This is a genomic window from Pantoea sp. nfd-35, assembly GCF_056892255.1.
Genome location: NZ_CP122403.1, coordinates 3,336,679 through 3,361,836, shown reverse-complemented (window position 1 = coordinate 3,361,836; position 25,158 = coordinate 3,336,679). Strand labels below are relative to the sequence as shown.

General features: G+C 55.2%; 24 protein-coding genes. 10 read left to right on the top strand and 14 right to left on the bottom strand.

Annotated elements, in window-relative coordinates; translation table 11 throughout:
* Window positions 1-5 precede the first annotated feature (5 nt).
* The 6 genes from nrdR (at window position 6) to pgpA (ending at window position 4,078) form a co-directional block, all read left to right on the top strand.
* Window positions 6-455 carry a transcriptional regulator NrdR gene (gene nrdR, locus P9J57_RS15715; protein WP_006117986.1) on the top strand — a complete coding sequence of 150 codons (450 nt, stop codon included), beginning with the start codon at window positions 6-8 and terminating at the stop codon, window positions 453-455.
* 3 nt (window positions 456-458) lie between these two features.
* A complete protein-coding gene (ribD, locus tag P9J57_RS15710; protein WP_013024859.1) occupies window positions 459-1,562 on the top strand; it encodes a bifunctional diaminohydroxyphosphoribosylaminopyrimidine deaminase/5-amino-6-(5-phosphoribosylamino)uracil reductase RibD in 1,104 nt (367 codons plus the stop codon).
* A gap of 90 nt (window positions 1,563-1,652) precedes the next feature.
* Window positions 1,653-2,123: a 6,7-dimethyl-8-ribityllumazine synthase gene (gene ribH, locus P9J57_RS15705; RefSeq protein ID WP_014593064.1), complete on the top strand. Its 471-nt coding sequence runs from the start codon at window positions 1,653-1,655 to the stop codon at window positions 2,121-2,123.
* Between the two features lie 19 nt (window positions 2,124-2,142).
* Complete coding sequence (gene nusB, locus P9J57_RS15700) at window positions 2,143-2,562, top strand: transcription antitermination factor NusB (RefSeq protein ID WP_014593065.1); 420 nt, start codon at window positions 2,143-2,145, stop codon at window positions 2,560-2,562.
* Window positions 2,563-2,616: 54 nt separating this feature from the next.
* Window positions 2,617-3,594, top strand: coding sequence for a thiamine-phosphate kinase (thiL, locus tag P9J57_RS15695; protein WP_014606449.1), 978 nt, complete (start codon window positions 2,617-2,619; stop codon window positions 3,592-3,594).
* Window positions 3,581-4,078 (top strand): phosphatidylglycerophosphatase A, encoded by a 498-nt coding sequence (gene pgpA / locus P9J57_RS15690; protein ID WP_013024863.1) that lies wholly within the window; start codon window positions 3,581-3,583, stop codon window positions 4,076-4,078. Before thiL ends, pgpA begins: the two co-directional genes overlap by 14 nt.
* Window positions 4,079-4,229: 151 nt before the next feature.
* On the opposite strand, the gene P9J57_RS15685 is transcribed toward pgpA, so the two are convergent.
* From P9J57_RS15685 to xseB, 4 genes are all read right to left on the bottom strand, one after another.
* Window positions 4,230-5,204 carry an aldo/keto reductase gene (locus tag P9J57_RS15685; protein WP_014593069.1) on the bottom strand — a complete coding sequence of 325 codons (975 nt, stop codon included), beginning with the start codon at window positions 5,202-5,204 and terminating at the stop codon, window positions 4,230-4,232.
* 77 nt (window positions 5,205-5,281) lie between these two features.
* The gene (dxs, locus tag P9J57_RS15680) at window positions 5,282-7,147 is read right to left on the bottom strand and encodes a 1-deoxy-D-xylulose-5-phosphate synthase (protein WP_072138606.1); all 1,866 of its coding nucleotides are present in this window, start codon (window positions 7,145-7,147) and stop codon (window positions 5,282-5,284) included.
* 19 nt (window positions 7,148-7,166) lie between these two features.
* Window positions 7,167-8,066, bottom strand: a complete 900-nt coding sequence (ispA, locus tag P9J57_RS15675; RefSeq protein WP_014593071.1) for a (2E,6E)-farnesyl diphosphate synthase — start codon at window positions 8,064-8,066, stop codon at window positions 7,167-7,169.
* Window positions 8,066-8,308, bottom strand: coding sequence for an exodeoxyribonuclease VII small subunit (gene xseB / locus P9J57_RS15670; RefSeq protein WP_013024868.1), 243 nt, complete (start codon window positions 8,306-8,308; stop codon window positions 8,066-8,068). The genes ispA and xseB overlap by 1 nt, the downstream gene beginning before the upstream one ends.
* A gap of 232 nt (window positions 8,309-8,540) precedes the next feature.
* On the opposite strand from xseB, the gene thiI reads away from it, so the two are divergent.
* Complete coding sequence (gene thiI / locus P9J57_RS15665) at window positions 8,541-9,989, top strand: tRNA uracil 4-sulfurtransferase ThiI (protein WP_013024869.1); 1,449 nt, start codon at window positions 8,541-8,543, stop codon at window positions 9,987-9,989.
* Window positions 9,990-10,064: 75 nt separating this feature from the next.
* On the opposite strand, the gene yajL is transcribed toward thiI, so the two are convergent.
* Together yajL and panE are read right to left on the bottom strand one after the other, a co-directional pair.
* Window positions 10,065-10,664 (bottom strand): protein deglycase YajL, encoded by a 600-nt coding sequence (gene yajL, locus P9J57_RS15660; protein WP_207806373.1) that lies wholly within the window; start codon window positions 10,662-10,664, stop codon window positions 10,065-10,067.
* Window positions 10,618-11,538, bottom strand: coding sequence for a 2-dehydropantoate 2-reductase (gene panE, locus P9J57_RS15655; protein WP_013024871.1), 921 nt, complete (start codon window positions 11,536-11,538; stop codon window positions 10,618-10,620). The genes yajL and panE overlap by 47 nt, the downstream gene beginning before the upstream one ends.
* A 133-nt stretch (window positions 11,539-11,671) precedes the next feature.
* Between panE and P9J57_RS15650 the strand changes: the two genes are divergently transcribed.
* The gene (locus P9J57_RS15650; RefSeq protein WP_014606447.1) at window positions 11,672-12,163 is read left to right on the top strand and encodes a YajQ family cyclic di-GMP-binding protein; all 492 of its coding nucleotides are present in this window, start codon (window positions 11,672-11,674) and stop codon (window positions 12,161-12,163) included.
* A gap of 2 nt (window positions 12,164-12,165) precedes the next feature.
* On the opposite strand, the gene P9J57_RS15645 is transcribed toward P9J57_RS15650, so the two are convergent.
* Complete coding sequence (locus P9J57_RS15645; protein ID WP_029568490.1) at window positions 12,166-13,941, bottom strand: sigma-54-dependent Fis family transcriptional regulator; 1,776 nt, start codon at window positions 13,939-13,941, stop codon at window positions 12,166-12,168.
* A gap of 273 nt (window positions 13,942-14,214) precedes the next feature.
* Between P9J57_RS15645 and exaC the strand changes: the two genes are divergently transcribed.
* Both exaC and adhP read left to right on the top strand, forming a co-directional pair.
* Window positions 14,215-15,735, top strand: a complete 1,521-nt coding sequence (exaC, locus tag P9J57_RS15640; protein WP_483279286.1) for an acetaldehyde dehydrogenase ExaC — start codon at window positions 14,215-14,217, stop codon at window positions 15,733-15,735.
* 29 nt (window positions 15,736-15,764) lie between these two features.
* Complete coding sequence (adhP, locus tag P9J57_RS15635; RefSeq protein WP_019106641.1) at window positions 15,765-16,805, top strand: alcohol dehydrogenase AdhP; 1,041 nt, start codon at window positions 15,765-15,767, stop codon at window positions 16,803-16,805.
* 134 nt (window positions 16,806-16,939) lie between these two features.
* Here the strand turns inward: adhP and P9J57_RS15630 are convergent, their stop codons facing one another.
* From P9J57_RS15630 to ampG, 7 genes are all read right to left on the bottom strand, one after another.
* Complete coding sequence (locus P9J57_RS15630; protein ID WP_015700837.1) at window positions 16,940-18,304, bottom strand: MFS transporter; 1,365 nt, start codon at window positions 18,302-18,304, stop codon at window positions 16,940-16,942.
* Between the two features lie 132 nt (window positions 18,305-18,436).
* Complete coding sequence (gene cyoE / locus P9J57_RS15625) at window positions 18,437-19,324, bottom strand: heme o synthase (RefSeq protein ID WP_013024877.1); 888 nt, start codon at window positions 19,322-19,324, stop codon at window positions 18,437-18,439.
* 12 nt (window positions 19,325-19,336) lie between these two features.
* Window positions 19,337-19,666: a cytochrome o ubiquinol oxidase subunit IV gene (locus P9J57_RS15620; protein WP_013024878.1), complete on the bottom strand. Its 330-nt coding sequence runs from the start codon at window positions 19,664-19,666 to the stop codon at window positions 19,337-19,339.
* Window positions 19,666-20,280 carry a cytochrome o ubiquinol oxidase subunit III gene (locus P9J57_RS15615; protein WP_013024879.1) on the bottom strand — a complete coding sequence of 205 codons (615 nt, stop codon included), beginning with the start codon at window positions 20,278-20,280 and terminating at the stop codon, window positions 19,666-19,668. The genes P9J57_RS15620 and P9J57_RS15615 overlap by 1 nt, the downstream gene beginning before the upstream one ends.
* Entirely contained in the window at window positions 20,280-22,262 is a 1,983-nt protein-coding gene (cyoB, locus tag P9J57_RS15610) for a cytochrome o ubiquinol oxidase subunit I (RefSeq protein ID WP_013024880.1), read from the bottom strand. The genes P9J57_RS15615 and cyoB overlap by 1 nt, the downstream gene beginning before the upstream one ends.
* A gap of 4 nt (window positions 22,263-22,266) precedes the next feature.
* Entirely contained in the window at window positions 22,267-23,193 is a 927-nt protein-coding gene (cyoA, locus tag P9J57_RS15605; protein ID WP_014606444.1) for a cytochrome o ubiquinol oxidase subunit II, read from the bottom strand.
* A gap of 433 nt (window positions 23,194-23,626) precedes the next feature.
* A complete protein-coding gene (gene ampG / locus P9J57_RS15600; protein WP_013024882.1) occupies window positions 23,627-25,114 on the bottom strand; it encodes a muropeptide MFS transporter AmpG in 1,488 nt (495 codons plus the stop codon).
* Window positions 25,115-25,158: the final 44 nt, after the last annotated feature.

Below are 25,158 nucleotides of genomic sequence, written 5' to 3'. Positions count from 1 at the left end.
ACGTCATGCATTGCCCATTCTGCTCCGCTGTAGACACTAAAGTGATTGATTCTCGTCTGGTTAGTGAGGGTTCGTCAGTGCGGCGCCGTCGTCAATGTCTGGTGTGCCATGAGCGTTTCACTACGTTTGAAGTGGCTGAACTGGTGATGCCGCGCGTGGTGAAAAGCAACGACGTGCGTGAGCCTTTCAATGAAGACAAGCTGGCCAGCGGCATGATGAAAGCGCTGGAGAAGCGTCCGGTTAGTGCGGATGCCGTTGAGAGTGCGGTAAGCCATATTAAAACCCAACTGCGGGCGACAGGAGAACGTGAAATCCCCAGCAAGCTGATTGGCAACCTGGTGATGGACGAGCTGAAGAAGCTCGATAAGGTAGCCTATATCCGCTTTGCTTCTGTTTACCGCAGCTTTGAGGACGTGCGTGATTTTGGCGAAGAGATTGCCAGATTACAGGATTAAATCATGACCGATGAACGCTATATGGCGCGCGCGCTGGAGCTGGCGCGCCGCGGCCGTTTTACCACCACACCCAATCCCAATGTAGGCTGCGTCATTGTGCGTGACGGTCAGATTGTTGGGGAAGGCTGGCATCAGCGCGCCGGGGAACCGCATGCGGAAGTGCACGCGTTACGTATGGCGGGGGACCGCGCACGTGGCGCAACCGCCTATGTGACGCTGGAACCCTGCAGTCACCACGGGCGCACGCCGCCCTGTTGTGATGCATTAATTGCCGCAGGTGTAACCCGCGTGGTGGCGGCCATGCAGGATCCCAATCCGCAGGTAGCCGGACGGGGATTACACCGCCTGCATCAGGCGGGCATTGAGGTCAGCCACGGGCTGATGATGCAGGAAGCGGAAGCCCTGAACCGTGGTTTTCTGAAACGCATGCGTACCGGCTTTCCCTGGATACAGTTAAAACTGGGTGCCTCGCTGGACGGCCGCACCGCCATGGCCAGTGGGGAAAGCCAGTGGATCACCTCGCCGGCGGCCCGGCGCGACGTGCAGCGGCTGCGCGCCCAGAGTTCCGCCATCCTCAGCAGCAGTGCAACCGTACTGGCGGATAACCCCTCGTTAACGGTGCGCTGGTCAGAACTGGACAGCGAAAGTCAGCGCCTGGTGGATGAAGCCGAGCTGCGTCAGCCGGTAAGAGTGATCGTCGATAGCCAGAATCGCGTAACGCCGGACCACAAACTTATTGAACAATTAGGCGAAACCTGGCTGATGCGCCAGCAGGTCGACGATCGGCACTGGCCGGAAACGGTGACGCAGATTCCTGTTCCACTGCGCGACAGCCAGCTGGATTTAGTGGCGCTGATGATGGTGCTGGGCCAGCGGCAGATTAACAGCGTCTGGGTGGAAGCCGGCGCGACGCTCGCGGGCGCGCTCATTCAGGCCGGACTGGTGGATGAGCTGATTGTGTATGTTGCGCCGAAATTACTGGGCAATGACGCGCGTGGCCTGTGCCAGCTTGCGGGGTTAACGCAGTTGGCCGATGCGCCGGTCTTTGCCTTTCGCGATCTCCGTCAGGTCGGCGATGATGTGCGCCTGACGCTGACACCGCAATAACGGAGGCGGAAAAGCGAGAGCACGCCGCCAAAGAGTATGTTAGAATCCGCCCCCCTGCGCGGGGCCAAACAAACCCCTGAAAGGATATGTATGAAAGTTATCGAAGCTGCCGTTGCAACGCCTGAGGCAAACATTGCCATCGTTATCGCGCGTTTTAACAACTTTATCAATGACAGCCTGTTAGACGGCGCGGTTGATGCCCTGAAGCGCATTGGCCAGGTCAGCGATGACAATATCACCGTCGTCTGGGTTCCAGGCGCTTATGAACTGCCGCTGGCAGCCCGTGCGCTGACCAAAACCGGCAAGTACGACGCCGTGATCGCGCTGGGTACCGTAATTCGTGGTGGTACTGCTCACTTCGAATATGTCGCAGGTGAAGCCAGCTCCGGTATTGCCAGCGTTGCCATGGACAGTGATATTCCGGTGGCATTCGGCGTACTGACGACTGAAAATATCGAGCAGGCCATTGAGCGTGCTGGAACGAAAGCGGGTAATAAAGGTGCCGAAGCGGCCCTGACCGCGCTTGAAATGATCAACGTATTGAAAGCCATTAAAGCCTGATTTTTGTAAGGGGAATTTTGTGAAACCTGCTGCTCGTCGTCGCGCCCGTGAGTGCGCTGTCCAGGCGCTTTACTCCTGGCAGTTGTCCAACAACGACATTGCCGATGTGGAATACCAGTTTCTGGCGGAACAAGACGTCAAAGACGTCGACATTACCTATTTCCGCGAACTGCTGTCCGGTGTGGCGACCAACAGCGCGTACCTGGATGGCCTGATGAAGCCGTATCTGTCGCGTCAGCTCGAAGAGCTGGGACAGGTTGAAAAAGCCATTCTGCGTATTTCGCTGTATGAATTGAGCAAGCGTTCTGATGTGCCCTATAAAGTGGCCATCAACGAAGGTATTGAGCTGGCGAAAGTGTTTGGTGCCGAAGACAGCCATAAATTTGTCAACGGCGTACTGGATAAAGCCGGTCCACAAATCAGACCCCAACGCAAATAATCAATAAGGCCGGCTTGCCGGCCTTTTTCATTAATGGTTAAGCGGAACGCAATTATGTCATGTGGTGAATTTGAACTCATCGCACGCTACTTCAATCGCAGAACGCGTAGCCGCCGTGATGTCGAACTCGGCATTGGCGACGATTGCGCGTTGCTTAGCGTGCCCGAAAAACAGACGCTGGCGGTCAGCACCGATACGCTGGTTTCCGGCGTCCATTTCCTGTCTTCCATCCATCCTGCGGATTTAGCGTATAAATCTCTGGCGGTAAACCTGAGCGATTTGGCCGCGATGGGAGCCGATCCTGCCTGGCTGACGCTGGCCATGACCTTGCCTGACGTGAATGAAACCTGGCTCAGCAGCTTTAGCGAAAGCCTGTTTGACCTGCTGGAATACTACGACATGCAGCTGGTGGGCGGCGATACCACGCGTGGCCCCCTCAGCCTCACGTTGGGGATTCATGGCTTGATTCCCCACGGTAAGGCGCTGAAACGCTCGGGCGCCAGGCCGGGTGACTGGATCTACGTGACCGGTACGCTGGGCGACAGCGCTGCCGGGCTGGCGTTATTACAGCATCACTGCCGCATTGACGATCCGGCGATACACGAAGCCCTGATCAAGCGCCACCTGCGCCCAATGCCGCGCATTTTACAGGGACAGTCGCTGCGTTCCCTGGCGTCATCCGCCATTGATTTATCGGATGGACTCATCTCCGATCTTGGCCATGTACTGAAAGCCAGCGGCTGTGGTGCACGGTTGAATCTGGATGCGCTGCCGCTCTCTTCTGCACTGCGTGAAAACTTTGATGCCGAACAGGTGCTGCGCTGGGCGCTCAGCGGCGGAGAAGATTACGAGCTGTGCTTTAGCGTGCCGGAAGTCAATCGTGGCGCGCTGGATGTGGCGCTGGGGCATCTTGGCGTGCCTTATACCTGCATTGGCCAGATGGCACCGGAGTCAGAAGGGCTGTCACTGCTGGAAAACGGTAAACCCACGGAATTCCGTCATAAAGGATTCGACCATTTTGACCTCAGATAAAACCCTTGCGAAAAGCCGCCTGCGCCTGCGCAATCCCTGGCATTTGCTGGCGACCGGCTTCGGCAGCGGCCTGAGCCCGTTTATGCCCGGAACGGTAGGATCGCTGGCCGCCATTCCGTTTTGGTGGCTCATGACCTTGCTCCCCCATGATCTCTACTCACTAGTGGTCTTGCTGGGCATTAGTGTGGGCGTTTACCTTTGCCATCGCACCGCCAAGGATATGGGCGTGCATGACCACGGCAGCATTGTCTGGGATGAGTTTATCGGGATGTGGATAACCCTGATGGCGATTCCGGTCAACAGCTGGCAATGGGTGGTGAGTGGTTTTGTTCTGTTCCGCGTGCTGGATATCTGGAAACCCTGGCCGATTCGCTGGTTCGATCGTAACGTGCATGGCGGTATGGGCATCATGGTAGATGATATTATCGCCGGTATTATCGCGGCGGCGATGCTGTACGCGACGGGCGTCTTTTTGGCCGCTTAAGCTTGCCACACTGGGCCTCTACAGCGAAAAACCCCGCCTGTTCTCCCTCATTTCGTCGTTCAGCATGATGGCCGTTCCCCTGCGGGAACGGTCTGCCGCTTTGCCTGTCGGACAGCGCATAGCGCCGCATGCAAAACGCTTCACAACCCGCTTACTGATAACCCGTTGCCGGGTGCGGTTGATAGGCCTCTTCCAGATGGGCGATCTCGTCCCCGGTCAGTTCCACGTTGACGGCGTTAGCCAGCTCAGCGAACTGCCCGGCGCGCGAAGCACCGATGATCGGGGCGGTGACGGCGGGTTTGCTGAGTAACCATGCCAGCGCCACCTGCGCACGCGTCACGCTTTTGTCCGCCGCAACCTCTGCCAGGCGCTCGGCTATCATCGCGTCGTTCTCCTCGGTTGTGGCATAGAGCGACGGAATGACGTCATCCGATACGGATCGTGCGGTGGTTTCTCCCCAGGGGCGGGTCAGTTTGCCGCGTGCCAGGGGGCTCCAGGGTAATACCGCAATGTTTTCCCGCAGACACAAAGGGTGCATCTCCCGCTCTTCTTCACGTTGGATCAGGTTGTACTGATCCTGCATGCTGACAAAGCGTGCCCAGCCCTGTTGGTCCTGCAGGGCCAAGGCCTGAGCAAACTGGTGGCTATGCATTGAGGAGGCGCCGATGTAGCGCGCTTTACCAGACTTTACCACTGCGTCAAGGGCTTCCAGCGTCTCTTCCAGCGGGGTGTCATAGTCCCAGCGATGAATTTGCAGAAGATCGACATACTCCATATCCAGCCGTTGCAGGCTGTCGTCGATAGATTGCAGAATGTTCTGGCGAGATAAGCCCTGCGAGAGATTGCTCATGGGAAAGAAAACTTTGGTGGCAACGACCACCTCATCACGTCGGGCAAAATCTTTGAGCGCCCGGCCCACAATCTCCTCGCTACTGCCGTCAGAATAGCTGTTCGCGGTATCAAAAAAATTGATCCCTGCTTCCAGCGCCTGCTGGATGAGCGGACGGCTGCTCTCTTCCGGAAGTGTCCAGGCGTGCTTGCCGCGATCGGGTTCCCCAAAGGTCATACAACCCAGGCAAAGCCGGGAAACCGTTAAGTCAGTGTTCGCTAATTGAATGGTTTTCATGAAGACTCCTGCTATGTCTAACCCAGGGGATTAAGCATAGCAGGAATGACGCGCTCCACAGTGCGCGGGCAGGGGACCTACTGCACCAGCCAGCGGCTGATCTGCTGTTGAATACCGTCAATGTCCAGTTGGTAGTCGTGGCGCATTTCTTCCTGAGTACCAGGCGGAATAAACTCATCAGGCAGGCCGATATTCAGCACGGGCACGCCCAGGCGTTTAGCCATGACAAACTCATTCACGCCGCTGCCTGCGCCGCCTTTAATCGCGCCTTCTTCCAGCGTAATCAGGGATTCATGACTGGCCGCCAGTTCGGCGATCAGTGACGTATCCAGCGGTTTCACGAAGCGCATGTCCACAAGCGTTGCGTTCAGCGCTTCCGCCACCTTGCTCGCTTCCGGCAACAGCGTACCGAAGTTGAGGATGGCCAGTTTTTCGCCCTGACGTTTTACCACGCCTTTACCCAGCGGCAGGCTTTGCAGCGGTGTCAGCGCAGCACCGGTACCGGTACCGCGCGGATAACGTACTGCGGCCGGGCCATCCTGATAGTGATAACCGGTATACAGCATCTGGCGACATTCATTCTCGTCGCTTGGCGTCATAATCACCATGTCCGGCACGCAGCGCAGATAGGCGAGATCGAACGCGCCCTGGTGCGTCTGCCCGTCAGCGCCGACGATGCCGCCGCGATCGATGGCAAACAACACCGGCAGTTTCTGAATTGCCACGTCGTGGATGACCTGATCGTAGGCGCGCTGCAGGAAGGTGGAGTAGATGGCCACCACCGGTTTGTAGCCCCCAATCGCCAGGCCAGCGGCGAAGGTCACCGCGTGCTGTTCGGCAATGGCAACGTCAAAATACTGGTTGGGGTATTTGCGAGAGAAACCGACCATGCCTGAACCTTCACGCATGGCAGGCGTAATTGCCATCAGCTTCGTATCGTGAGCGGCCATCTCACACAGCCAGTTGCCGAAAATTTTGGAGTAGCTCGGCAAACCTTCGGCGCTTTTTGGCAGCTCACCGCTGGCGACGTCGAATTTCGGCACAGCATGCCAGGTAATAGGATCCTGTTCTGCCGGCGCGTAGCCTTTGCCCTTTTTGGTCATAATATGCAGGAACTGTGGCCCTTTCAGGCTGCGCATATTACTCAGCGTATTTACCAGCGTCAGCACATCATGGCCGTCCACCGGGCCGATATAGTTAAAACCCAGCTCTTCAAACAGGGTTCCGGGCACGACCATGCCTTTCAGATGCTCTTCGGTACGCTTCACTAATTCTTTAATCGGCGGCAGGCCGGTCAGAACACGCTTGCCGCCTTCACGCAGACGCGCATAGGTTTTGCCCGAGAGGATCTGCGCCAGCCGGTTGTTCAGCGCCCCGACGTTCTCTGAAATCGACATTTCATTGTCATTCAGAATCACGAGCATATCCGATTTGATATCGCCTGCATGGTTCATGGCTTCAAACGCCATGCCCGCAGTAATGGCACCATCACCGATAACGCAGGCCGTGCGGCGGCCTTTGCCTTCACGTTCGGCAGCCGCAGCCATGCCCAGTCCGGCACTGATGGAGGTCGAAGAGTGGCCCACGCTCAGCACATCGTATTCACTCTCGCCGCGCCAGGGAAACGGATGCACGCCGTTCTTTTGGCGAATAGAGCCAATGCGATCGCGGCGTCCCGTTAAAATTTTGTGCGGATAAGCCTGATGACCGACGTCCCACACCAGGTGATCGAACGGCGTGTTATAGACGTAATGCAGCGCCACGGTTAGCTCGACCACGCCCAGGCCCGACGCAAAATGGCCGCTTGAGCGGCTCACGCTGTCTAATAAATACTGGCGCAGCTCGTTGCAGAGCGCAGGCAATTTCTCTTTTGGCAGGGCTCGCAGCGCCTGAACCGTTTCTGCCTGCGCCAGTGTCGGGTATTTTGTAATATCAAAACTCATCAGTGACTCATCATGGAAGTTATTTATCGCGTTCAATTACGAAGCTCGCCAGCGCCTTCAAGGCTGTGGTGTTATAGGATTTGGCAGAGAGCATGTGCAAAGCATCGACGGCTTCCTGATATAAATCCAGTGCCTTAGTGCGGGCATCATCCAGACCCATCAGTGAAGGATAGGTGCTTTTTCCAAGATCTTGATCGGCACCCTGGCGTTTTCCGATGACAGCTGTGTCACCCGTCACATCCAGGATGTCATCCTGCACCTGAAAAGCCAGACCGATAGCGTCTGCATAGCGATCAAGATACGGAAGCGCCTCGCGGCCTTTTTCGCCAGCGGCAAACGCGCCAAGCCGAACGGCCGCGCGGATCAACGCACCGGTTTTATGACGATGAATTTGTTCAAGTTGAGCAAGCCCCACCGACTGACCCTCCGCCGCCAGATCCAGTGCCTGACCGCCGCACATCCCCGCGACGCCGCTGGCTTTTGCCAGTTCTGACAACATGGCCAGCCGATATTCCGCGCTCACGCCCGGCATGGGCTGGTCGGCAAGGATAGAAAATGCCAGCGTTTGCAGCGCATCGCCTGCAAGGATGGCGGTATCTTCACCATATTTAATATGGCAGGTCGGTTGCCCACGACGCAGAGCGTCATCGTCCATGGCAGGAAGATCGTCATGAATCAGTGAATAGGCATGAATACACTCAACTGCTGCAGCGGGCGCATCCAGACTCGCTTTGTCGGCGTGAAGCATCTCGCCGGTGGCGTAGACCAGAAACGGGCGCAGGCGTTTGCCGCCTAATAATGCCCCATACTGCATGGCATTCACCAGAGGAGAACTCTGAAAAGGCAGGGCGTCTAATAAGCCCGTCAACGCACGATTCACCTGCCTGTGATAAGCGTCGAGCAGTTCAGGAAAATCCATTAGTTGTTTTCCGGCGTAAAAGAGGAGAGGTCGGCGTCTTTATCATCGCTGAGTAAAATACGAACGCGCTGCTCGGCCTGTTGCAGCGTCTGTTGGCCATTGCGTGCCAGCTGCACGCCGCGCTCAAATTCATTGAGGGCCTCTTCCAACGGCAATTCACCACTTTCCAGACGACTGACAATCTGTTCCAGCTGCTGCAATGACGTTTCAAAGCTGGCTGGCTGTTCGGCTTTTTTCGGCATAGTTAGGATCGACTCACGGTTGGAACGTTATCATGCAATCGGTCATGGTAGCTGAGAGAGAATGATTAGCAAAATAATCAATGTGCATGCTGTTGCAGAAGCAGTCACCAGGTAAAGGTGATATACTTCCGCGCCTCGGATGCGGATGCGCCTGGCAGCCCGCAATTTTATGATCTTACCAGCTAAGTGCAGCCTGTTTTAGCACTTATTTGCCCAACGAAGCTGTATCGCCATGAAGTTTATCGTCAAGTTATTTCCCGAAATCACCATCAAGAGTCAGTCGGTGCGCCTGCGCTTTATTAAGATTCTTGCCAGCAATATTCGCAACGTGCTTAAAACCGTCAGCGACGAGATCGCGGTCGTCCGTTACTGGGATCATATTGAAGTGCGCTGCAAAGATGAAGCCATGCGCACGGTTATTCCTGATGAGCTCATGCGCATCCCCGGTATCCACCATGTCCTTGCGGTGGAAGAGCGTGAATATACCGATATTCATCATATTTTTGAGCAGACGCTGGCGCAGTACCGCGATGCTCTTGAAAACAAAACGTTTTGCGTGCGTGTTAAGCGCCGGGGCAAACACAGCTTTAGTTCGCAGGATGTGGAACGCTACGTCGGCGGTGGCCTGAATCAGCACATCGAGAGCGCCACGGTGCAGCTTAAAAAGCCAGAGGTGACGGTCAATCTCGAAGTGGAAGAGAACCGCTTAACGCTGGTGACCGCGCGCTATGAGGGGCTGGGCGGTTTCCCGATTGGCACGCAGGAAGATGTGCTGTCGCTAATCTCGGGCGGCTTTGACTCTGGCGTGTCGAGCTACATGCTGATGCGTCGCGGCTGCCGGGTGCATTACTGCTTCTTTAATCTTGGCGGTGCCGCACACGAAATCGGCGTGCGTCAGGTGGCGCATTATATCTGGAACCGTTTCGGTCGTTCACATCGGGTCCGTTTTGTCGCGATAAACTTCGAACCGGTCGTGGGCGAAATTTTAGAAAAAGTCGACGATGGCCAAATGGGCGTGGTACTGAAGCGCATGATGGTTCGCGCCGCGTCGATGGTCGCTGAACGCTATGGCGTTCAGGCGCTGGTGACCGGTGAAGCGCTGGGACAGGTTTCCAGTCAGACCCTGACCAACCTGCGTTTGATCGACAATGCATCGGATACGCTGATTTTGCGCCCGCTGATCTCCCATGATAAAGAGCACATCATCAAGGTCGCGCGTGAGATCGGCACCGAAGATTTTGCCAGTACCATGCCGGAATATTGCGGTGTGATTTCCAAAAGCCCAACCGTCAAAGCGGTGAAGGGCAAAATCGACGCTGAAGAAAGCCATTTTGACTTCTCGATTCTGGAACGCATGGTGGCCGAAGCGACCAACGTGGATATCCGCGAAATTGCCGAGCAAACGCAGGACGAAGTGGTCGAGGTTGAAACGGTCGGCTTGCTGAACGAAAACGACAGCGTACTGGATATCCGTTCGGTGGATGAGCAGGAAGACAAACCGCTTGAGTTGGTGGGAACAGAGGTGAAGTCGATGCCTTTCTACAAACTCAGCACCCAGTTTGGCGACCTCGATCAGAATAAAACCTGGCTGTTGTACTGCGATCGCGGCGTGATGAGTAAACTTCAGGCGCTGTATCTGCATGAGCAGGGCTTTAAAAACGTCAAAGTTTACCGCCCTTAAAACGCACGCTGTGCCCGCGCACCCGACCGGGAAGCGGGCACAGTGCTACCTGTACCGCTTTTCAGACGCCGAATCTTAACTGGCCTGGTAATCGTAAATGCCGGGTGCCATTACCAGTTGAGCGGCAACCTCCCGCGCTTTATCACTGCCGACTAACAGATCGATTAACTTCAGCGCAAAATCCATCGCGCTGCCCGGCCCCTGGCTGGTTAACAGATTGACGCGCGGATCCCACACCACGCGCCGCTCCATCCATTTATCATCCGGTATGGTGGATTTCAAACCGGGGAAACCCGTCATATTTCCCACGGGAAACAGGTTATGCGGCACCAGCACCGTGCCAGGCGCGGCGCAGATGGCGGCAACAATACGCCCGGTCAGATGAAACTGCCGCACGGTTTCCACCAGCAGCGGACTGTCGCGAAACGTCTCGGCGCCTTTCAATCCTCCGGGCAGTACAATGGCATCGTAGGCGTTATCCGCGACCTCGACCAGCGGGACATCGGCCAGCAGGCGGACCCCGCGCGAGCAGAGGATTTCACGGCTGCCGTCGCTTTCCACGCTGGCGGTAACCGTTTTTATCCCGCCACGTACCAGCAGATCCAGCGTGGTGACCGCTTCGATTTCTTCACTGCCATGAGCCAGACAGACCAGTACTGAGGCGTTCGCGCCCATAAAAAGACTCCTTGCGTTTAATCATGTCATACAGGCGCGTGTTTTCTGTCAACACGAAGCCGTGGGTACGTGCCCGGCGCAGCAGGAAACCGGTGATGTATTCAATTTCCGTCAGCCGCTGTGCGCGAATATCCTGCAGCATTGACGACGTATTCGCCGCCGTCGTTTCTATCACATCGAATACCTGATCCTGCAGACTCTGGCTGTCAACGGACTGGCCTTCTCGTTCCATCACCCAACTGATTTCATCGCACAGGGTTTGTATTTCACGGCTGTACTGGCGGAGCGCGCCGTTTTGACAATCGTGCTCCACGCTCAGCGGGTTTATTACGCAGTTAACCGCCAGTTTGCGCCAGCAGGCGGCCCGGATATTGTCATGCCAGGCGACGTCGGGCAGTGCATCATGTAGAACGTCGGCAATCGCGCTCCAGCCTTCGCTTTTGCGGTTGCCGGGGCCAATATGCGTGACGCCGCTGGCGACATGTTTTATCACCGTTCCGTCCCGCATGGCGGCGTGGGTGGTAATGCCGCGCAACAGCGGCTGTCGCAGGCCCTTTAATTCCCCCAGCGTCCCCATTCCGTTATGCAGCAGCAGCACGGGACAGTTTTCCGCCATCACGCTCTCCAGATTTTTAACGGCTGTCGAAACCTGGGGGGCTTTCAGCGTGACCAGCAGCAGCTGACTCTGGGCCAGAAACAGCGGATCGTTGGCAATAAAGGTCCGGTTCGACACGCGACCCAGAGGATCAATCACGTTGGCTGAACAGTAGGGCTGGGGGACACGCAGCCATCCCTGTACATCATGTCCAGAATGGGCAAGGGCGGTAAGCCAGACCTGGCCTAGCGCGCCGCATCCTAATACGGTTATTTTCATGCTGCCTCCCGCTCGCGGGCGTATTATTTATGCGCTGTGACAATGGGTTAAGTATAGCGCTGCACAGCGTGATTTTATTTAGTGGCCTAAGACGCGTATTATGCATGCCAGTTTAGCCTCAGGAGAAGAAGAGATGCCATCTTTCGATATCGTTTCAGAAGTCGACATGCAGGAAGTTCGCAATGCGGTAGATAACGCTAACCGCGAACTGTCCACCCGTTTCGATTTTCGTAACGTCACCGCCAGTTACGAACTCAATGAAAAAAATGAAACCATTAAAGTCATCAGTGAATCTGACTTTCAGGTAAAGCAACTGGTCGATATTCTGCGTGAAAAAATGCTTAAGCGCGGCATTGAAGGCGCGGCCCTGGACGTGCCGGAAGAAATTGAGCACAGCGGCAAGAGCTGGAGCCTGGATGCCAAAATGAAAAAAGGCATTGAAGCCGATGTGGCGAAGAAGCTGGTGAAGTTGATCAAAGACAGCAAGCTGAAAGTGCAGACCCAGATTCAGGGTGAATCCCTGCGCGTCACTGGTAAGTCACGTGACGATCTGCAGGGGGCGATGGCGCTGGTGCGCGGGGGAAATCTGGGCCAGCCATTCCAGTTTAAAAACTTCCGCGATTAAGCTCACTTCTCGCGTGCAGCGCGGCGATACAGCGTGCTGCGCGCAACGCCGAGCGCCTGCGCCGTTTTGCTGATGTTGCCGTTAAACTGCTGCAACGTCGCTTTTATCAGACGATCGTCATGCTGCTGGCGCGCGGGTGATGCCGCGGCGTTGCCGCTGCGGTACTCCTCAGGTAAATGCGTGATCTCCACGCTATCGCCATCTTCCGCCAGCGCCAGCAAGACTTTCATCAGGCTGCGTAGCTGGCGCACGTTGCCCGGCCAGGGATAGCGCGTTAATGTCGCCAGCACTTCGGAAGACAGGCCGATCTGACGCGCGCCGCCGCCCAGCGCGTCCCAGAGTTGCGTGATAAACGCCGGAAGAGAAGACCAGTCACGTAGAGGCGGGATCGTGAATGAAAATTCCTGCAGCCGGTACAGGAGATCCTCGCGGAAGTCGCCCTGTGCGACGCGTTGCGCCAGATCCCGATGTGTCGCGCTGATCACGGCCAGGTTAACCGGCCAGCTCTGACTGGATCCCAGCGGCGCGACCTCTTTTTCCTGTAGCACGCGTAAGAGCCGGGTTTGCAGCGCCAGTGGCATATCGCCGATCTCATCCAGAAACAGGACGCCGCCATCGGCCTCACGGATTTTACCGATGTAGCCATTTTTGCTGGCGCCGGTAAATGCCCCCGGCTGGTAGCCAAAGAGTTCAGATTCGATCAAGGATTCCGGAATCGCGGCGCAGTTAATCGCCACAAATTTTCCTTCCCGCCAGCGGCTTTGCTGATGTAACGCGCGGCTGACGTACTCTTTTCCGCTGCCGGTTTCCCCGCGAATGCATAATGAAACGCCGGCATTCAGCAGCCGCACCATTTTATCTCCCTCATGTTGCAGTGAGAAAGGCAGCGGACGCGCAGGGCCTGCTGCTACGCTGAATCGGGTTCGGGTGGGCGCACGCAGACGAAAATAATAAGGCTGGGGTCCGATCATCACCGGCGTTGGCAGTGCGGTGGCCCGCAGATCGCCGTGAGGAAACAGCTGCTGAAATGTGATGACGCCAAGCTGTTCGGCGTGCAGGCCAAGCTCACGCAGGGCCAGCCGATTTGCGGCAGTCAGCACGTTGTCTGAAAACACCAGCAGCAGCTCATCCGGGCTGTCTAGCCGGTGTGCGTCGCTGTGCAGGCTCATCAGCCATTGTTGGGGATGCAGGCTCTGCTTAACCCACAGATACTCAATGTGCCGTGCCGCCTGTTTGACCCAGGCAAACGTATGGGCATGGGAAAAATGCGCAGGGCCGGAGACATCCAGTACCCCCGCAATCTGCCCGTTGGGCATTTGCAGCGGCATGGCGGCACAGTAAAGCCCCTGGTTGCGGGTCAGGAAGTGTTGATTCCCCTCGATTTCACAACCGTCGTCTATCGCCAGTGCCGTACCAATGGCGTTGGTGCCACGGCCACATTCGCTCCAGATGTTGCCGGGGGCAAGGGCGAAACGCTGTGCTTTTTGCATCGCCTGCATCTCGCCAAAGGTGTGCAGCACCCGGCCTGCCGCGTCAGACAGAATGACCACCGACTGCATCTGCGTCACCTTCTGGGCCAGCTTGTGCATGACGGGCTGAGCAAACTGCTGGAGGTCAGTATTACTGGCCACCAGCTCTGTCAACTCGGCCTGACGTACGCGAGGAAAATCATCGGCCGAACGATCCAGTCCGTAGAGCTGGCTGCGTAGCCAGGAATCACTCAGCAGGGGGTTGTTATCGATAGCGGGCAATAGAGCATCGGAAACCTTGTGCTGCATGAATGACCTCGTGGGCTCGGAAAAGTGTAGCGGGATTGTAGCGTTTTGGTTTTAGCGGTGTTGCGATTTGCAACACAAAGCGGGATCAAAGCCGGTTAGTCCTCAACGCATGCCTGTGAGATTACTATTCAGGTGATTGATTTTTATTATTTTTATCTGGATTTTCAGCGCGTAAGGGAAGTTGGCACAGGCCCTGCAAACGTCAGGTGACAGCGCGCTATCCGTTAAAAATCAACATGCCGCTGCCTGTCTACCCTACAGAAGGAGTTTGCGATGCGTTATGCCCATCCCGGCACACCTGGTGCGTTAGTGACGTTTAAATCTGCCTACGGCAACTACATTGATGGCAAATTTATCGAGCCGCTGAGTGGTGAGTACTTCATGAATACCTCCCCCGTCAACGGCAGTGACATTGCCCGGTTTCCTCGTTCCGATGCGCGCGATATTGATTTAGCGCTGGATGCCGCGCACCGGGCTGCAGAAGCCTGGGGAAAAACCTCCGTACAAACCCGATCTAATCTGCTGCTCCAGGTGGCTGATCGCATTGATGCCAATCTCGAAACCCTGGCCGTGGCCGAAAGCTGGGACAACGGCAAACCGATTCGGGAAACGCTCAATGCCGATCTGCCGCTGGCGGCCGACCATTTTCGTTACTTCGCAGGATGCCTGCGCGCGCAGGAGGGCAGCACGGGCGAGATCGATGAAAAAACCGTGGCCTATCATTTTCATGAGCCGCTGGGCGTGGTGGGGCAAATTATTCCCTGGAATTTTCCGTTGCTGATGGCCGCATGGAAGCTGGCGCCGGCCCTGGCTGCCGGTAACGGTGTGGTGCTTAAGCCAGCGGAGCAAACTCCGCTGGGCATTACGCTGCTGATGGAGATGATCGGCGACCTGTTTCCTGCAGGCGTGCTAAACGTGGTACAGGGTTTCGGCCGCGAGGCGGGCGAAGCGTTGGCAACCAGTAAACGCATTGCCAAAATCGCCTTTACCGGTTCTACGCCGGTGGGACGTCATATCATGGCCTGTGCCGCAGAAAATATTATTCCCTGTACCGTGGAACTGGGCGGGAAATCTCCGAACATCTACTTCGCCGACATCATGAATGGCGAGCCGGACTTTATTGACAAGGCGGTGGAAGGGCTGGTGCTGGGCTTCTTTAATCAGGGCGAGGTGTGTACCTGTCCGTCACGTGCGCTAATCCATGAGTCCGTTTACGCGCCTTTCATGGAGCGGGTGATGGCCAAAGTCGCCACCATTCGTCGCGGCGATCCGCTCGATACCGACACGATGATTGGCGCCCAGGCTTCGCGTCAGCAGTTCGATAAAATTTTGTCGTATATTGAGATTGCCCGCAACGAAGGGGGCGAGATCCTGACCGGGGGTGAGCGGGCCTTGATATCGTCCGAACTGGATAACGGTTTCTATATTCAGCCCACGCTGATTAAAGGCAGCAATAGCATGCGCTGCTTTCAGGAGGAAATCTTTGGCCCGGTTATCGGCATCACCACCTTCAAAGATGAGGCTGAAGCCTTGCGTATTGCCAATGAAACCCAGTTTGGATTGGGAGCGGGCGTCTGGACGCGGGACAGCAATTTAGCCTACCGCATGGGGCGCGCCATTAAAGCCGGGCGCGTCTGGACCAACTGTTACCACATCTATCCGGCCCATGCTGCCTTTGGGGGTTACAAACAGTCCGGCGTGGGTCGCGAAACACACAAAATGGCACTCAACCAGTACCAGCAGACCAAAAACCTGTTAGTCAGCTATGACACGGCACCGCTGGGGCTGTTTTGAGTCCGTAACCTATCCCTGGAGCGTAAATCATGACGATGAAAATCAACACGATGATGAAGGCAGCAGTTGTTAAAGCGTTCGGCGAACCCTTGGTGATTGAGCAGGTGCCCGTACCCCAGCCTGGGTCGGGGCAGATTCTGGTAAAAATCGCGGCAACCGGCGTGTGTCACACCGATCTGCATGCGGCAGAGGGCGACTGGCCGGTGAAGCCGGTTCCGCCTTTTATCCCGGGACATGAGGGCGTAGGGCAGGTGGTCGCGGTGGGGGATAACGTACATCACCTGAAGGTGGGCGATCGGGTCGGCGTGCCCTGGCTCTACTCCGCCTGCGGTCACTGCGAGCACTGTCTTGATAACTGGGAAACGCTGTGCCACAGCCAGCAAAATACCGGCTATTCGGTTAACGGCAGTTTTGCCGAATACTGCGTGGCGGACGCCAACTATGTCGGCATCATCCCCGAAAACCTCGCATTCAACGAGGTGGCACCGGTGCTCTGTGCGGGCGTGACGGTCTACAAAGGGTTAAAAATGACCGACACTAAACCCGGTGACTGGGTGGTGATTTCCGGCATAGGTGGGTTAGGGCACATGGCTATACAGTATGCCGTCGCGATGGGGCTGAACGTGGCGGCTGTCGATATCGATGACGATAAGCTGGCCTTTGCCCAGCGCCTGGGCGCCAGCGTGGTGGCGAATGCCAGAAACGTCGATCCGGCCAGGGTGTTTCATGAGCACTTTGGCGGCGCGCACGGCGTGCTGGTCACGGCGGTGTCGCCTAAAGCCTTTGAGCAGGCGATCGGCACGTTACGTCGTGGGGGCACCATGGTGCTAAACGGCTTGCCGCCTGGCAAATTCGATCTGTCTATTTTCGATATGGTGCTGGACGGCATTACGGTGCGGGGTTCTATCGTCGGAACGCGTAAGGATTTACAGGAGGCGCTGGATTTTGCCAGCCGTCATAAAGTGAAAGCCAGCGTGGCGATTGAACCGCTCAGCAATATTAACGATATCTTTGCCCGGATGCATGCAGGCAAGATTGAAGGCCGTATTGTGGTGGATATGTCGTTGTAAACCACCCTCAATCGCCGGATGAAAAAAAGGTGCCTGAAGCAGGGCACCTTTTTCACGTGGTTTGTGGCGACATGTCTGACACGAACTGACTTAATCTTTCGCCACGATCGCGCGCAGTTAAGCGCCGCTCGCGACTAGCAGCTGCCGATCAGCGCTTCCAGCTCAGGCCGGCTGGTGACCTTACTGTCTATCTTGATGTAGGCGCTTTTCTCTTCCGGCACAATCAGCACGGATGAGACGCCGGGTTGTGCTTTCAGACGTTTTTCCAAAGTGGGCACGGCCAGCGCGGCATCGCTCAGCACCAGACGCAGGCTGCTTACATAAGGCGGTTCCTGCATAGTCATGCTGACAAACAGCCAGGCTGCGGCCACAATCGCCCCGACCATAAACACGGTTTGTGCATCGAAATGACCAAACAGCCAGCCGCCCAGGCTCCCCCCAATGGCGACGCCCAGAAACTGACTGGTGGAATAAAGTCCCATAGCGGTGCCTTTATAGCCAGCGGGTGACTCCTTACTCACCAGCGATGGCAGAATCGCTTCCATCAGGTTAAAGGCCAGGAAGAACAGCTGAACGCCGACAACCAGCGTCCAGAAATGCCCCTGGGCGCCCCATAAGACGATTTCGGCGATGACCATCATGCCTACGCAGCCGACAAAGACCCGCTTCATCTTTCGCTTTACTTCGGCGTAGATGATAAAGGGCACCACGCCGGCAAACGCAATCAGCATGGTGATCAGATAGACCTTCCAGTGTTCTGACGGCGGCAGGCCAGCCTGTTCAAACTGGTCGGGCAGGGCGATAAAGCTCGACATCAGCAAGATATGTAAAAAGAAGATGCCCAGGTTCAGTTTGATCAATCGGGGATTGGCCAGCACTTTACTGAAGCTGCCGCGTACCATCCCTGATTCACGATTTAGCACGTGATGAGAAGAGGAGGGGACAACCCATAACGTAATCGCTATGCCCAGTGACGCAAGCATCGCGATCATCCAGAACAGCGCGTTCAGGCCCAGCTTGTGGGTGATAATCGGACCTAAGACCATTGCGATAGCAAAGGTCACGCCAAAGCTGATACCGATAAACGCCATCGCTTTAGTGCGGTTTTGTTCACGGGTTAAATCGGACAGCAGCGCCATGACCGCGGCAGCAATTGCACCGGAGCCCTGCAGCGCACGCCCCAGAATAATGCCCCAGATTGAATCGGTGCTGGCCGCAATAACGCTGCCAAGGACGAAGACCAGCAGGCCGCCGACGATCAGCGGCTTGCGTCCGATGCGATCGGACAGCAGGCCAAAGGGGATCTGGAAAATGGCCTGAGCCAGACCGTAGATGCCGATTGCCACGCCGATTAAGGTTTCACTCGCTCCCTGAAGTGCCATGCCATAGGTGGTCAACACCGGCAGGACCATAAACATTCCCAGCATGCGCAGGGAAAAGACCGTGCCAAGGCCCCATGTGGCGCGCAGCTCCACCGGAGTCATTTTGTTATCGTTCATTCCAACCTCTGTTGATGTGCTGCATTTATTTTAGGTAGGGAGAGCGGGCGGGTAAAACAATAGTTCTTAAGCAGTCGTAACAAAAAGAAAGGGCGCGAAAATCGCGCCCGTTTCATGCTGTTGCAGTACACATTAGCGCACGTAGGTCAGCAGGTCTTTCGATGCTGGCGTCATAAAGTCAACCGACATCATGACGCTCAGGGCCGTGATAGCCACAATCGAGAAAACGAACAGCTTACGCGCCCAAACCCGATCGTTTGAGGTTTTGTAGCCTGACAGCGCCATTCCCAGCCACCACACGCTAACGGCAGACGCAACGACCAGATATTTGTAGCCTGCGTAGCCACCCAGCGTCAGCATCAGCGTGGCAATCATAAACGCCAGGATATAGAGCGTAATATGATTCTTCGCCACCGAGATACCTTTCACCACCGGTAACACCGGGATGTTGGCTGCCTGGTAATCTTTAAAGCGGAAGATGGCAATCGCATAGGAGTGCGGCATCTGCCACAGGCTAAAGATAGCCAGCAGGATTAAGGCACCGGCATCAAACTCGTTGGTCACGGCGCAGTAGCCAATGACCGGCGGCGCAGCACCGGACAGGCTGCCAATCAGCGTACCGTAGACAGAGTGACGCTTCATATACAGGCTGTAAACGCCAACGTATACCACGAAGCCCATCACCGCCAGCCACATGGCCAGCGGATTAGCACCAAAATACAGCAGTGCAAAGCCAGCAATACCCAGCACAGTGGCGTAAACCAGGCTAACTTTCGCGGAGATAAGGCCTTTAACCAGCACCCGATTCCTGGTTCTCTCCATCTTGATATCGATGTCGCGGTCGATCACGTTGTTGAAAACACAACCTGAGGCAACCACCAGTGACACGCCAACCAGCGAGGTGAGAAACAGGGCGTAATCAATGCTGCCCTTAGAGGCCAGCAAAAATCCGCCAATCACAGAAATTAAATTCCCGAAAATAATTCCTGGCTTTGTAACTTGCAGGTATTGCTTAAACATTACACAGACTCTTTAGTGGGGCATCATGTTGTAGTTGAGGTTCCACATGATCCACAGTGAGCCAACGACAACAATCAGGATAATGATTGCTGAGAAGACAATGGCCACCATGTTCCAGCCACCTTCAGACTTGCTGTCCAGGTGCAGGAAGTAAACCAGGTGAACCAGCACCTGAACTACTGCACAGACCAGCACAACGCCGAGGATGGTTCCATGAGAAGCGCTACCATCCATTACCATCCAGAACGGGATTCCCGTCAGGATGATAGAAAGGATGAAGCCGATCATGTAAGACTTCACGCTACCGTGTGATGCACCATGTTCGTTAACAGAATGACTCATTACATGGCTCCCATCAGATAAACTACGGTAAACACGCAAATCCAGACCACGTCCAGGAAGTGCCAGAACAGGCTCAGACACATGATACGCGTACGGTTGGTGGCGTTCAGACCGCGTTTAGCGATCTGGAACATCAGCACGGCCATCCAGATTAAACCAGAGGTAACGTGCAGACCGTGAGTACCGACCAGCGTGAAGAAGCCAGACAGGAAGCCGCTGCGGTCAGGACCGAAGCCCTCAACAATCAGATGATGGAATTCATAGATTTCCATCCCGATGAATCCAGCACCAAACAGGAAGGTCAACGCCAGCCAGCCGATAACGGCGCCTTTGTTTTCCTTGTTCATGGCGATAACGGCCATGCCGTAGGTGATAGAGCTCAATAACAGCAGCGCGGTTTCAACCAGCACGAACGGCAGTTCAAAGATATCTTTGCCTGCCGGACCACCGGCGGTGCTGTTAACCATAACTGCATAGGTCGCAAACAGGGTTGCGAAGATAATGCAGTCACTCATCAGGTAGATCCAGAAGCCAAAGACTTTATTGGCTCCTGCATCGTGATGCCCATGCTCCGCATGGGCGTCGTGGTGGTGTTTTACGGTTTCAGTTGACATTATTTCAGACCTGCTTTGCTGATTTCGTCAAAGTGCTGCTTTTCAATCTTCTCTACTTCGGCAACCGGAACGTAGTAATCCACGTCTTCGTCGAAGCTCTTCACGATCCAGCTTACGATCATGCCGAGGAAAGAAAGACCAGCCAGCCACCAGATATGCCAGATCATCGCAAAACCGAAGATGGTCGCAAACGCGGCAATAACAATCGCAGCACCGCTGTTTTTCGGCATATGAATTTCTTCATATTTAGCCGGTTGCTTGTACGCTTCGCCTTTCTCTTTCATTTCCCAGAAAGCGTCACGCTCATGCACATGCGGGATAACAGCAAAGTTATAGAACGGCGGTGGTGAAGAGGTTGCCCACTCCAGCGTACGCGCGCCCCATGGGTCACCGGTCAGATCGCGGTTCTGGTCGCGGTCACGCACAGAAACGTAGAACATAATGATCTGGCAAAGGATACCGCAGGCAATCAGTGCCGCACCGCCTGCCGCTACCACTAACAGCGAGTGGAACTGCGGGTCGATGTCCTGGCTCAGACGACGGGTCATGCCCATAAAGCCCAGTACGTACAGCGGCATAAAGGCAACGAAGAAACCGATAATCCAGAACCAGAAGGCGCGCTTGCCCCAGGTTTCGTTCAGCGTAAAGCCGAACGCTTTCGGGAACCAGTAAGTCACACCGGCCATACAACCGAACACCACACCACCGATAATCACGTTATGGAAGTGAGCAATCAGGAACAGACTGTTGTGCAGGACGAAGTCCGCACCTGGCACCGCCAGCAGAACACCGGTCATACCACCGACAGAGAAGGTGACCAGGAAGCCTACGGTCCACAGCATAGCAGAGTGCATTTGAATGCGGCCCTGGTACATGGTGAACAGCCAGTTAAAGATTTTAACCCCGGTAGGAATGGCGATAATCATCGTCATGATACCGAAGAAGGCGTTGACGTTCGCGCCCGCACCCATGGTGAAGAAGTGGTGCAGCCAAACGATGAACGACAACACGGTGATGGCGATGGTTGCCCATACCAGCGAGGTGTAACCGAACAGACGCTTTTTCGAGAAGGTCGCAGTGACTTCAGAGAAGACACCAAAGACCGGCAGAACAAGAATGTACACCTCTGGATGACCCCAAACCCAGATCAGGTTGACGTACATCATCATGTTACCGCCCATATCATTGGTAAAGAAATGGAAGCCGAGGTAACGATCAAGTGTCAACAGTGCCAGCGTAACGGTCAGAACCGGGAACGCAGCGATGATCAGGACGTTGGTGCACAGTGATGCCCAGGTAAATACTGGCATTTTGAACAGGTCCATGCCCGGTGCACGCATCTTCAGAATGGTAACGAAGAAGTTAATACCGGTCAGCGTGGTACCAATACCGGAAAGCTGGAGACTCCAGATCCAGTAATCAACCCCCACGCCAGGACTGTACTCTGCCCCCGACAGCGGTGGATAGGCCAGCCAGCCTGTTTGTGCGAATTCACCGACACCCAGAGACAGGTTAACCAGGATTACACCAATCGCGGTAAACCAGAAGCTCAGGTTGTTCAGGAACGGGAAGGCAACGTCACGTGCACCAATTTGCAAAGGTACCGCGATGTTCATCAGGCCCACAACGAACGGCATCGCCACGAAGAAGATCATGATCACGCCGTGCGCGGTGAAGATCTGGTCGTAGTGATGCGGCGGCAGTATGCCTGCTTCCCCGGCCGAAGCCAGAACCTGCTGGGTACGCATCATTACCGCATCGGCAAAGCCGCGCAGCAGCATGACGAAGGCCATGATGATATACATGATACCCAGTTTTTTGTGGTCGATGGAGGTGAACCATTCTGACCACAGATATTTCCACTTACCGAAATAAGTGATGGCGGCGACAAGCGCCAGACCTGCGATGATGATACCGGCGACCGTGACCATGACAATCGGCTCATGGAACGGTATAGCATCCAGTGTTAATTTTCCGAACATCGTATTATTCCTCGGCTCCCGCGGTAGCGGTGTGACTCATGTCCATGCCTTTATGCTCAGGCATGTCCATCTTCCCGTGGCTATGCATGAACTTGTTGATGACCTGCAAGAACAGTTCAGGATTAGCAGAAGAGAAATATTCCACCGGGTGATTTTCGCTTGGTACCGCTACTTTTTCGAAATCATCCATCGTTGTCAGCGTGTTAGGTGCCGCTTTAACTTTGGCAACCCACTGCTGGAACTCCGCGTCGTCTTTGGTGGCAATGGCTTTAAACTTCATACCAGAGAAACCGCGACCACTGAAGTTGGCGGAAATACCGTCGAAAGTTCCTGGCTCGTTGGCAATCAGATGCAGTTTAGTCTGCATGCCTGCCATCGCGTAGATCTGGCTACCGAGCGTAGGAATAAAGAAGGAGTTCATAACGGAATTAGAGGTGATTTTGAAGTTAACCGGTGTATTCGCCGGGAAAGCGATCTGGTTAACGGTCGCAATACCTTGTTCTGGATAAATGAACAGCCATTTCCAGTCCAGGGCAATCACATCAATTTCAACCGGTTTCACGTCTGACACCAGCGGTTTGCTCGGCTCCAGGGCGTGGGTTGATTTCCAGGTCAGCACACCAAGGAAAACAATGATCAGGATCGGAATGGTCCAGACCACGGCTTCCACTTTGTTAGAGTGTGACCAGTTAGGGCTGTATTTGGCATTCGTGTTTGAAGCCCGATATTTCCAGGCAAACACGATGGCCATCAAGACTGCAGGTATCACGACGATCATCATCAGACCAAAAGCGGTCAGGATCAGCGAACGTTGCTCCAGCGCAATCTGTCCTTTGGGATTTAACAATGCATTATCGCAGCCACTCATTAATAAAGTGCCTGCGATTAATGACAAAATCCCCAAACTTTTATTGTATTTACTGAGTCTCATTTAACGACCTCAATGACAAAGGGCTCTATTGTCGTTTAAGTGTGCGCGCATTTTACGGGAAGGTTTATGCAGTGTAAACCAGCTTAAGGATGTGTCAGAACCATGTTGACACCTTTTGCTAAGGGTGTCACAGATGTTGTTCTCGGTGACAAATTATTAACGTGGACAAGCAGTTGGCGGCAATATAACAAAAAGAGATGGATACAGGGTTAAACAAAAGTGGTAAAGGAATAACCCTGACTTTAATCACCCAATTATTTAACAATGTTGCATCATTTATTCGATTATTTTTAACCAAATTAATTGCGCACCGGTTTTAAATATCAGGGGGTATTCCCCCCGGTGAGTGAAATAATTTTTTGTAAATTGACACGCAAAGACAAATTAGGCGCGCTTAATCGACTGTACGAAATTGCGGCGAAATCACGAGCCGTTATCGGATAACGGCGGAGTCCTCTGCTTTCTGCAGCGCACGATAATCCAGCACCACACCGAATAGTACACCACAAAGCGCCAGCGTCATACCGGCCTCAAACAAGGGAATCAGCACGGCCGACAGGCGAGTCAGGCCCGCGGCGTCCAGCGCCAGCGCCAGCAGCCATAAAGCCAGCAATCCACAGCCGCCGGCAAACAGGCGGTTTGTCCAGCGGTAGCCCGATGCAAAGCGGGTACGCGGCAAAAACTGCCCGGTTTTTTGTGTGAAATCCAGCGTGCTGCGACAAAATGCTAACAGCGCCAGGCCGGGTAGGCCAGCCAGTACGGTAAAGGCATAAAAGGTTGGCCAGCCCCACCATTCCACTAAAAAACCCGCCACAGGGCCGACGTAAACGCGGCCGACCGCTGACAACGCGGACAGCAGCGCGAACTGCGTGGCGGAAAAGGATTTATTACACAGCGTCATCAGTAGCGCGACGAAAGCCGCCGTGCCCATCCCGCCACACAGGTTTTCGATAAACACCGCGCTCGCCATGCTCCACAGATGTTTGTCGGTGACGGCCAGCAGCCAGTAGCCAAAATTGGACACCGCCTGCAACAGGCCAAAAATCATCAGGGCGCGAAACAGGCTCAGGCGCTGCATCAGCACGCCACCATAGAGCGCCCCGATAATGGTGGCCAGCAGGCCAAGCGTCTTATTCACCAGGCCAACATCGCCCGGATTGAAGCCCACGCCACGGATTAAAAACGTGGTGGTGAGCGAGGCGGCAAACGCATCGCCCAGCTTGTAAAGAATGATCAGGGTAATCAGCAGCCAGGCGTTGTTGCGGTTAAAAAAGTCCCGCAGCGGATCAACCACCGCCTGACGTAATGAGCGGGGCGCGGACTGGCGGTCATCCGGCTCGTCAGCCATAAACGTTGCTACGATGCAGGGCACCAGTAGCAGCGCCATCAGCCAGTAAGTGGCTCGCCAGCCGAGGTAGCGATCGGCCAGCCATAACGCCAGACCTCCCGATATCAGCATGGCCAGCCGATAACCGAGAACCGTAATGGCCGCGCCGCTTCCGCGCTCTTCCGGCGGCAACACGTCCGTCTTCCACGCATCAAATACAATATCCTGTGACGCAGAACAGAACGCGATTAACACCGCCAGCGCCGCCATCAGGGTCAAATCCCGGCTGGGCTGCATGAACCCCATCGTGATGATGCTGGCCACTAGCGCCAGTTGGGTGATCAGCAACCATCCTTTGCGGCGACCAAGAAAAGGTGGCGTGTAGCGATCCATCATGGGTGACCAGAGAAACTTAAATACGTAGGCCTGGCCAACCAGCGAAAAGAAACCAATGGTTTTCAGATCGATATTATCCACGGTCATCCACGCCTGTAACGTTCCACCCGTTAATGCCAGTGGCAATCCGGATGCAAATCCCAGCAGGAGTAAAACAGCGGCATTTTTTTGACGGAAGACGCGGAAGTAGTGATTCATACTGACCTTGAGAAGGGCCCGGCGTCATGCCGGGCAGGGGACAA

Coding starts and splice junctions, on each gene's coding strand:
- cyoB (WP_013024880.1), bottom strand. CDS start 22,262: ATGTTCGGAAAATTAACACTGGATGCTATACCGTTCCATGAGCCGATT.
- adhP (WP_019106641.1), top strand. CDS start 15,765: ATGACGATGAAAATCAACACGATGATGAAGGCAGCAGTTGTTAAAGCG.
- nrdR (WP_006117986.1), top strand. CDS start 6: ATGCATTGCCCATTCTGCTCCGCTGTAGACACTAAAGTGATTGATTCT.
- ispA (WP_014593071.1), bottom strand. CDS start 8,066: ATGGATTTTCCTGAACTGCTCGACGCTTATCACAGGCAGGTGAATCGT.
- thiI (WP_013024869.1), top strand. CDS start 8,541: ATGAAGTTTATCGTCAAGTTATTTCCCGAAATCACCATCAAGAGTCAG.
- thiL (WP_014606449.1), top strand. CDS start 2,617: ATGTCATGTGGTGAATTTGAACTCATCGCACGCTACTTCAATCGCAGA.
- cyoA (WP_014606444.1), bottom strand. CDS start 23,193: ATGAGACTCAGTAAATACAATAAAAGTTTGGGGATTTTGTCATTAATC.
- P9J57_RS15650 (WP_014606447.1), top strand. CDS start 11,672: ATGCCATCTTTCGATATCGTTTCAGAAGTCGACATGCAGGAAGTTCGC.
- P9J57_RS15620 (WP_013024878.1), bottom strand. CDS start 19,666: ATGAGTCATTCTGTTAACGAACATGGTGCATCACACGGTAGCGTGAAG.
- ribD (WP_013024859.1), top strand. CDS start 459: ATGACCGATGAACGCTATATGGCGCGCGCGCTGGAGCTGGCGCGCCGC.
- dxs (WP_072138606.1), bottom strand. CDS start 7,147: ATGAGTTTTGATATTACAAAATACCCGACACTGGCGCAGGCAGAAACG.
- P9J57_RS15685 (WP_014593069.1), bottom strand. CDS start 5,204: ATGAAAACCATTCAATTAGCGAACACTGACTTAACGGTTTCCCGGCTT.
- ampG (WP_013024882.1), bottom strand. CDS start 25,114: ATGAATCACTACTTCCGCGTCTTCCGTCAAAAAAATGCCGCTGTTTTA.
- panE (WP_013024871.1), bottom strand. CDS start 11,538: ATGAAAATAACCGTATTAGGATGCGGCGCGCTAGGCCAGGTCTGGCTT.
- yajL (WP_207806373.1), bottom strand. CDS start 10,664: ATGGGCGCGAACGCCTCAGTACTGGTCTGTCTGGCTCATGGCAGTGAA.
- cyoE (WP_013024877.1), bottom strand. CDS start 19,324: ATGTTTAAGCAATACCTGCAAGTTACAAAGCCAGGAATTATTTTCGGG.
- ribH (WP_014593064.1), top strand. CDS start 1,653: ATGAAAGTTATCGAAGCTGCCGTTGCAACGCCTGAGGCAAACATTGCC.
- exaC (WP_483279286.1), top strand. CDS start 14,215: ATGCGTTATGCCCATCCCGGCACACCTGGTGCGTTAGTGACGTTTAAA.
- xseB (WP_013024868.1), bottom strand. CDS start 8,308: ATGCCGAAAAAAGCCGAACAGCCAGCCAGCTTTGAAACGTCATTGCAG.
- P9J57_RS15630 (WP_015700837.1), bottom strand. CDS start 18,304: ATGAACGATAACAAAATGACTCCGGTGGAGCTGCGCGCCACATGGGGC.
- P9J57_RS15615 (WP_013024879.1), bottom strand. CDS start 20,280: ATGTCAACTGAAACCGTAAAACACCACCACGACGCCCATGCGGAGCAT.
- P9J57_RS15645 (WP_029568490.1), bottom strand. CDS start 13,941: ATGCAGCACAAGGTTTCCGATGCTCTATTGCCCGCTATCGATAACAAC.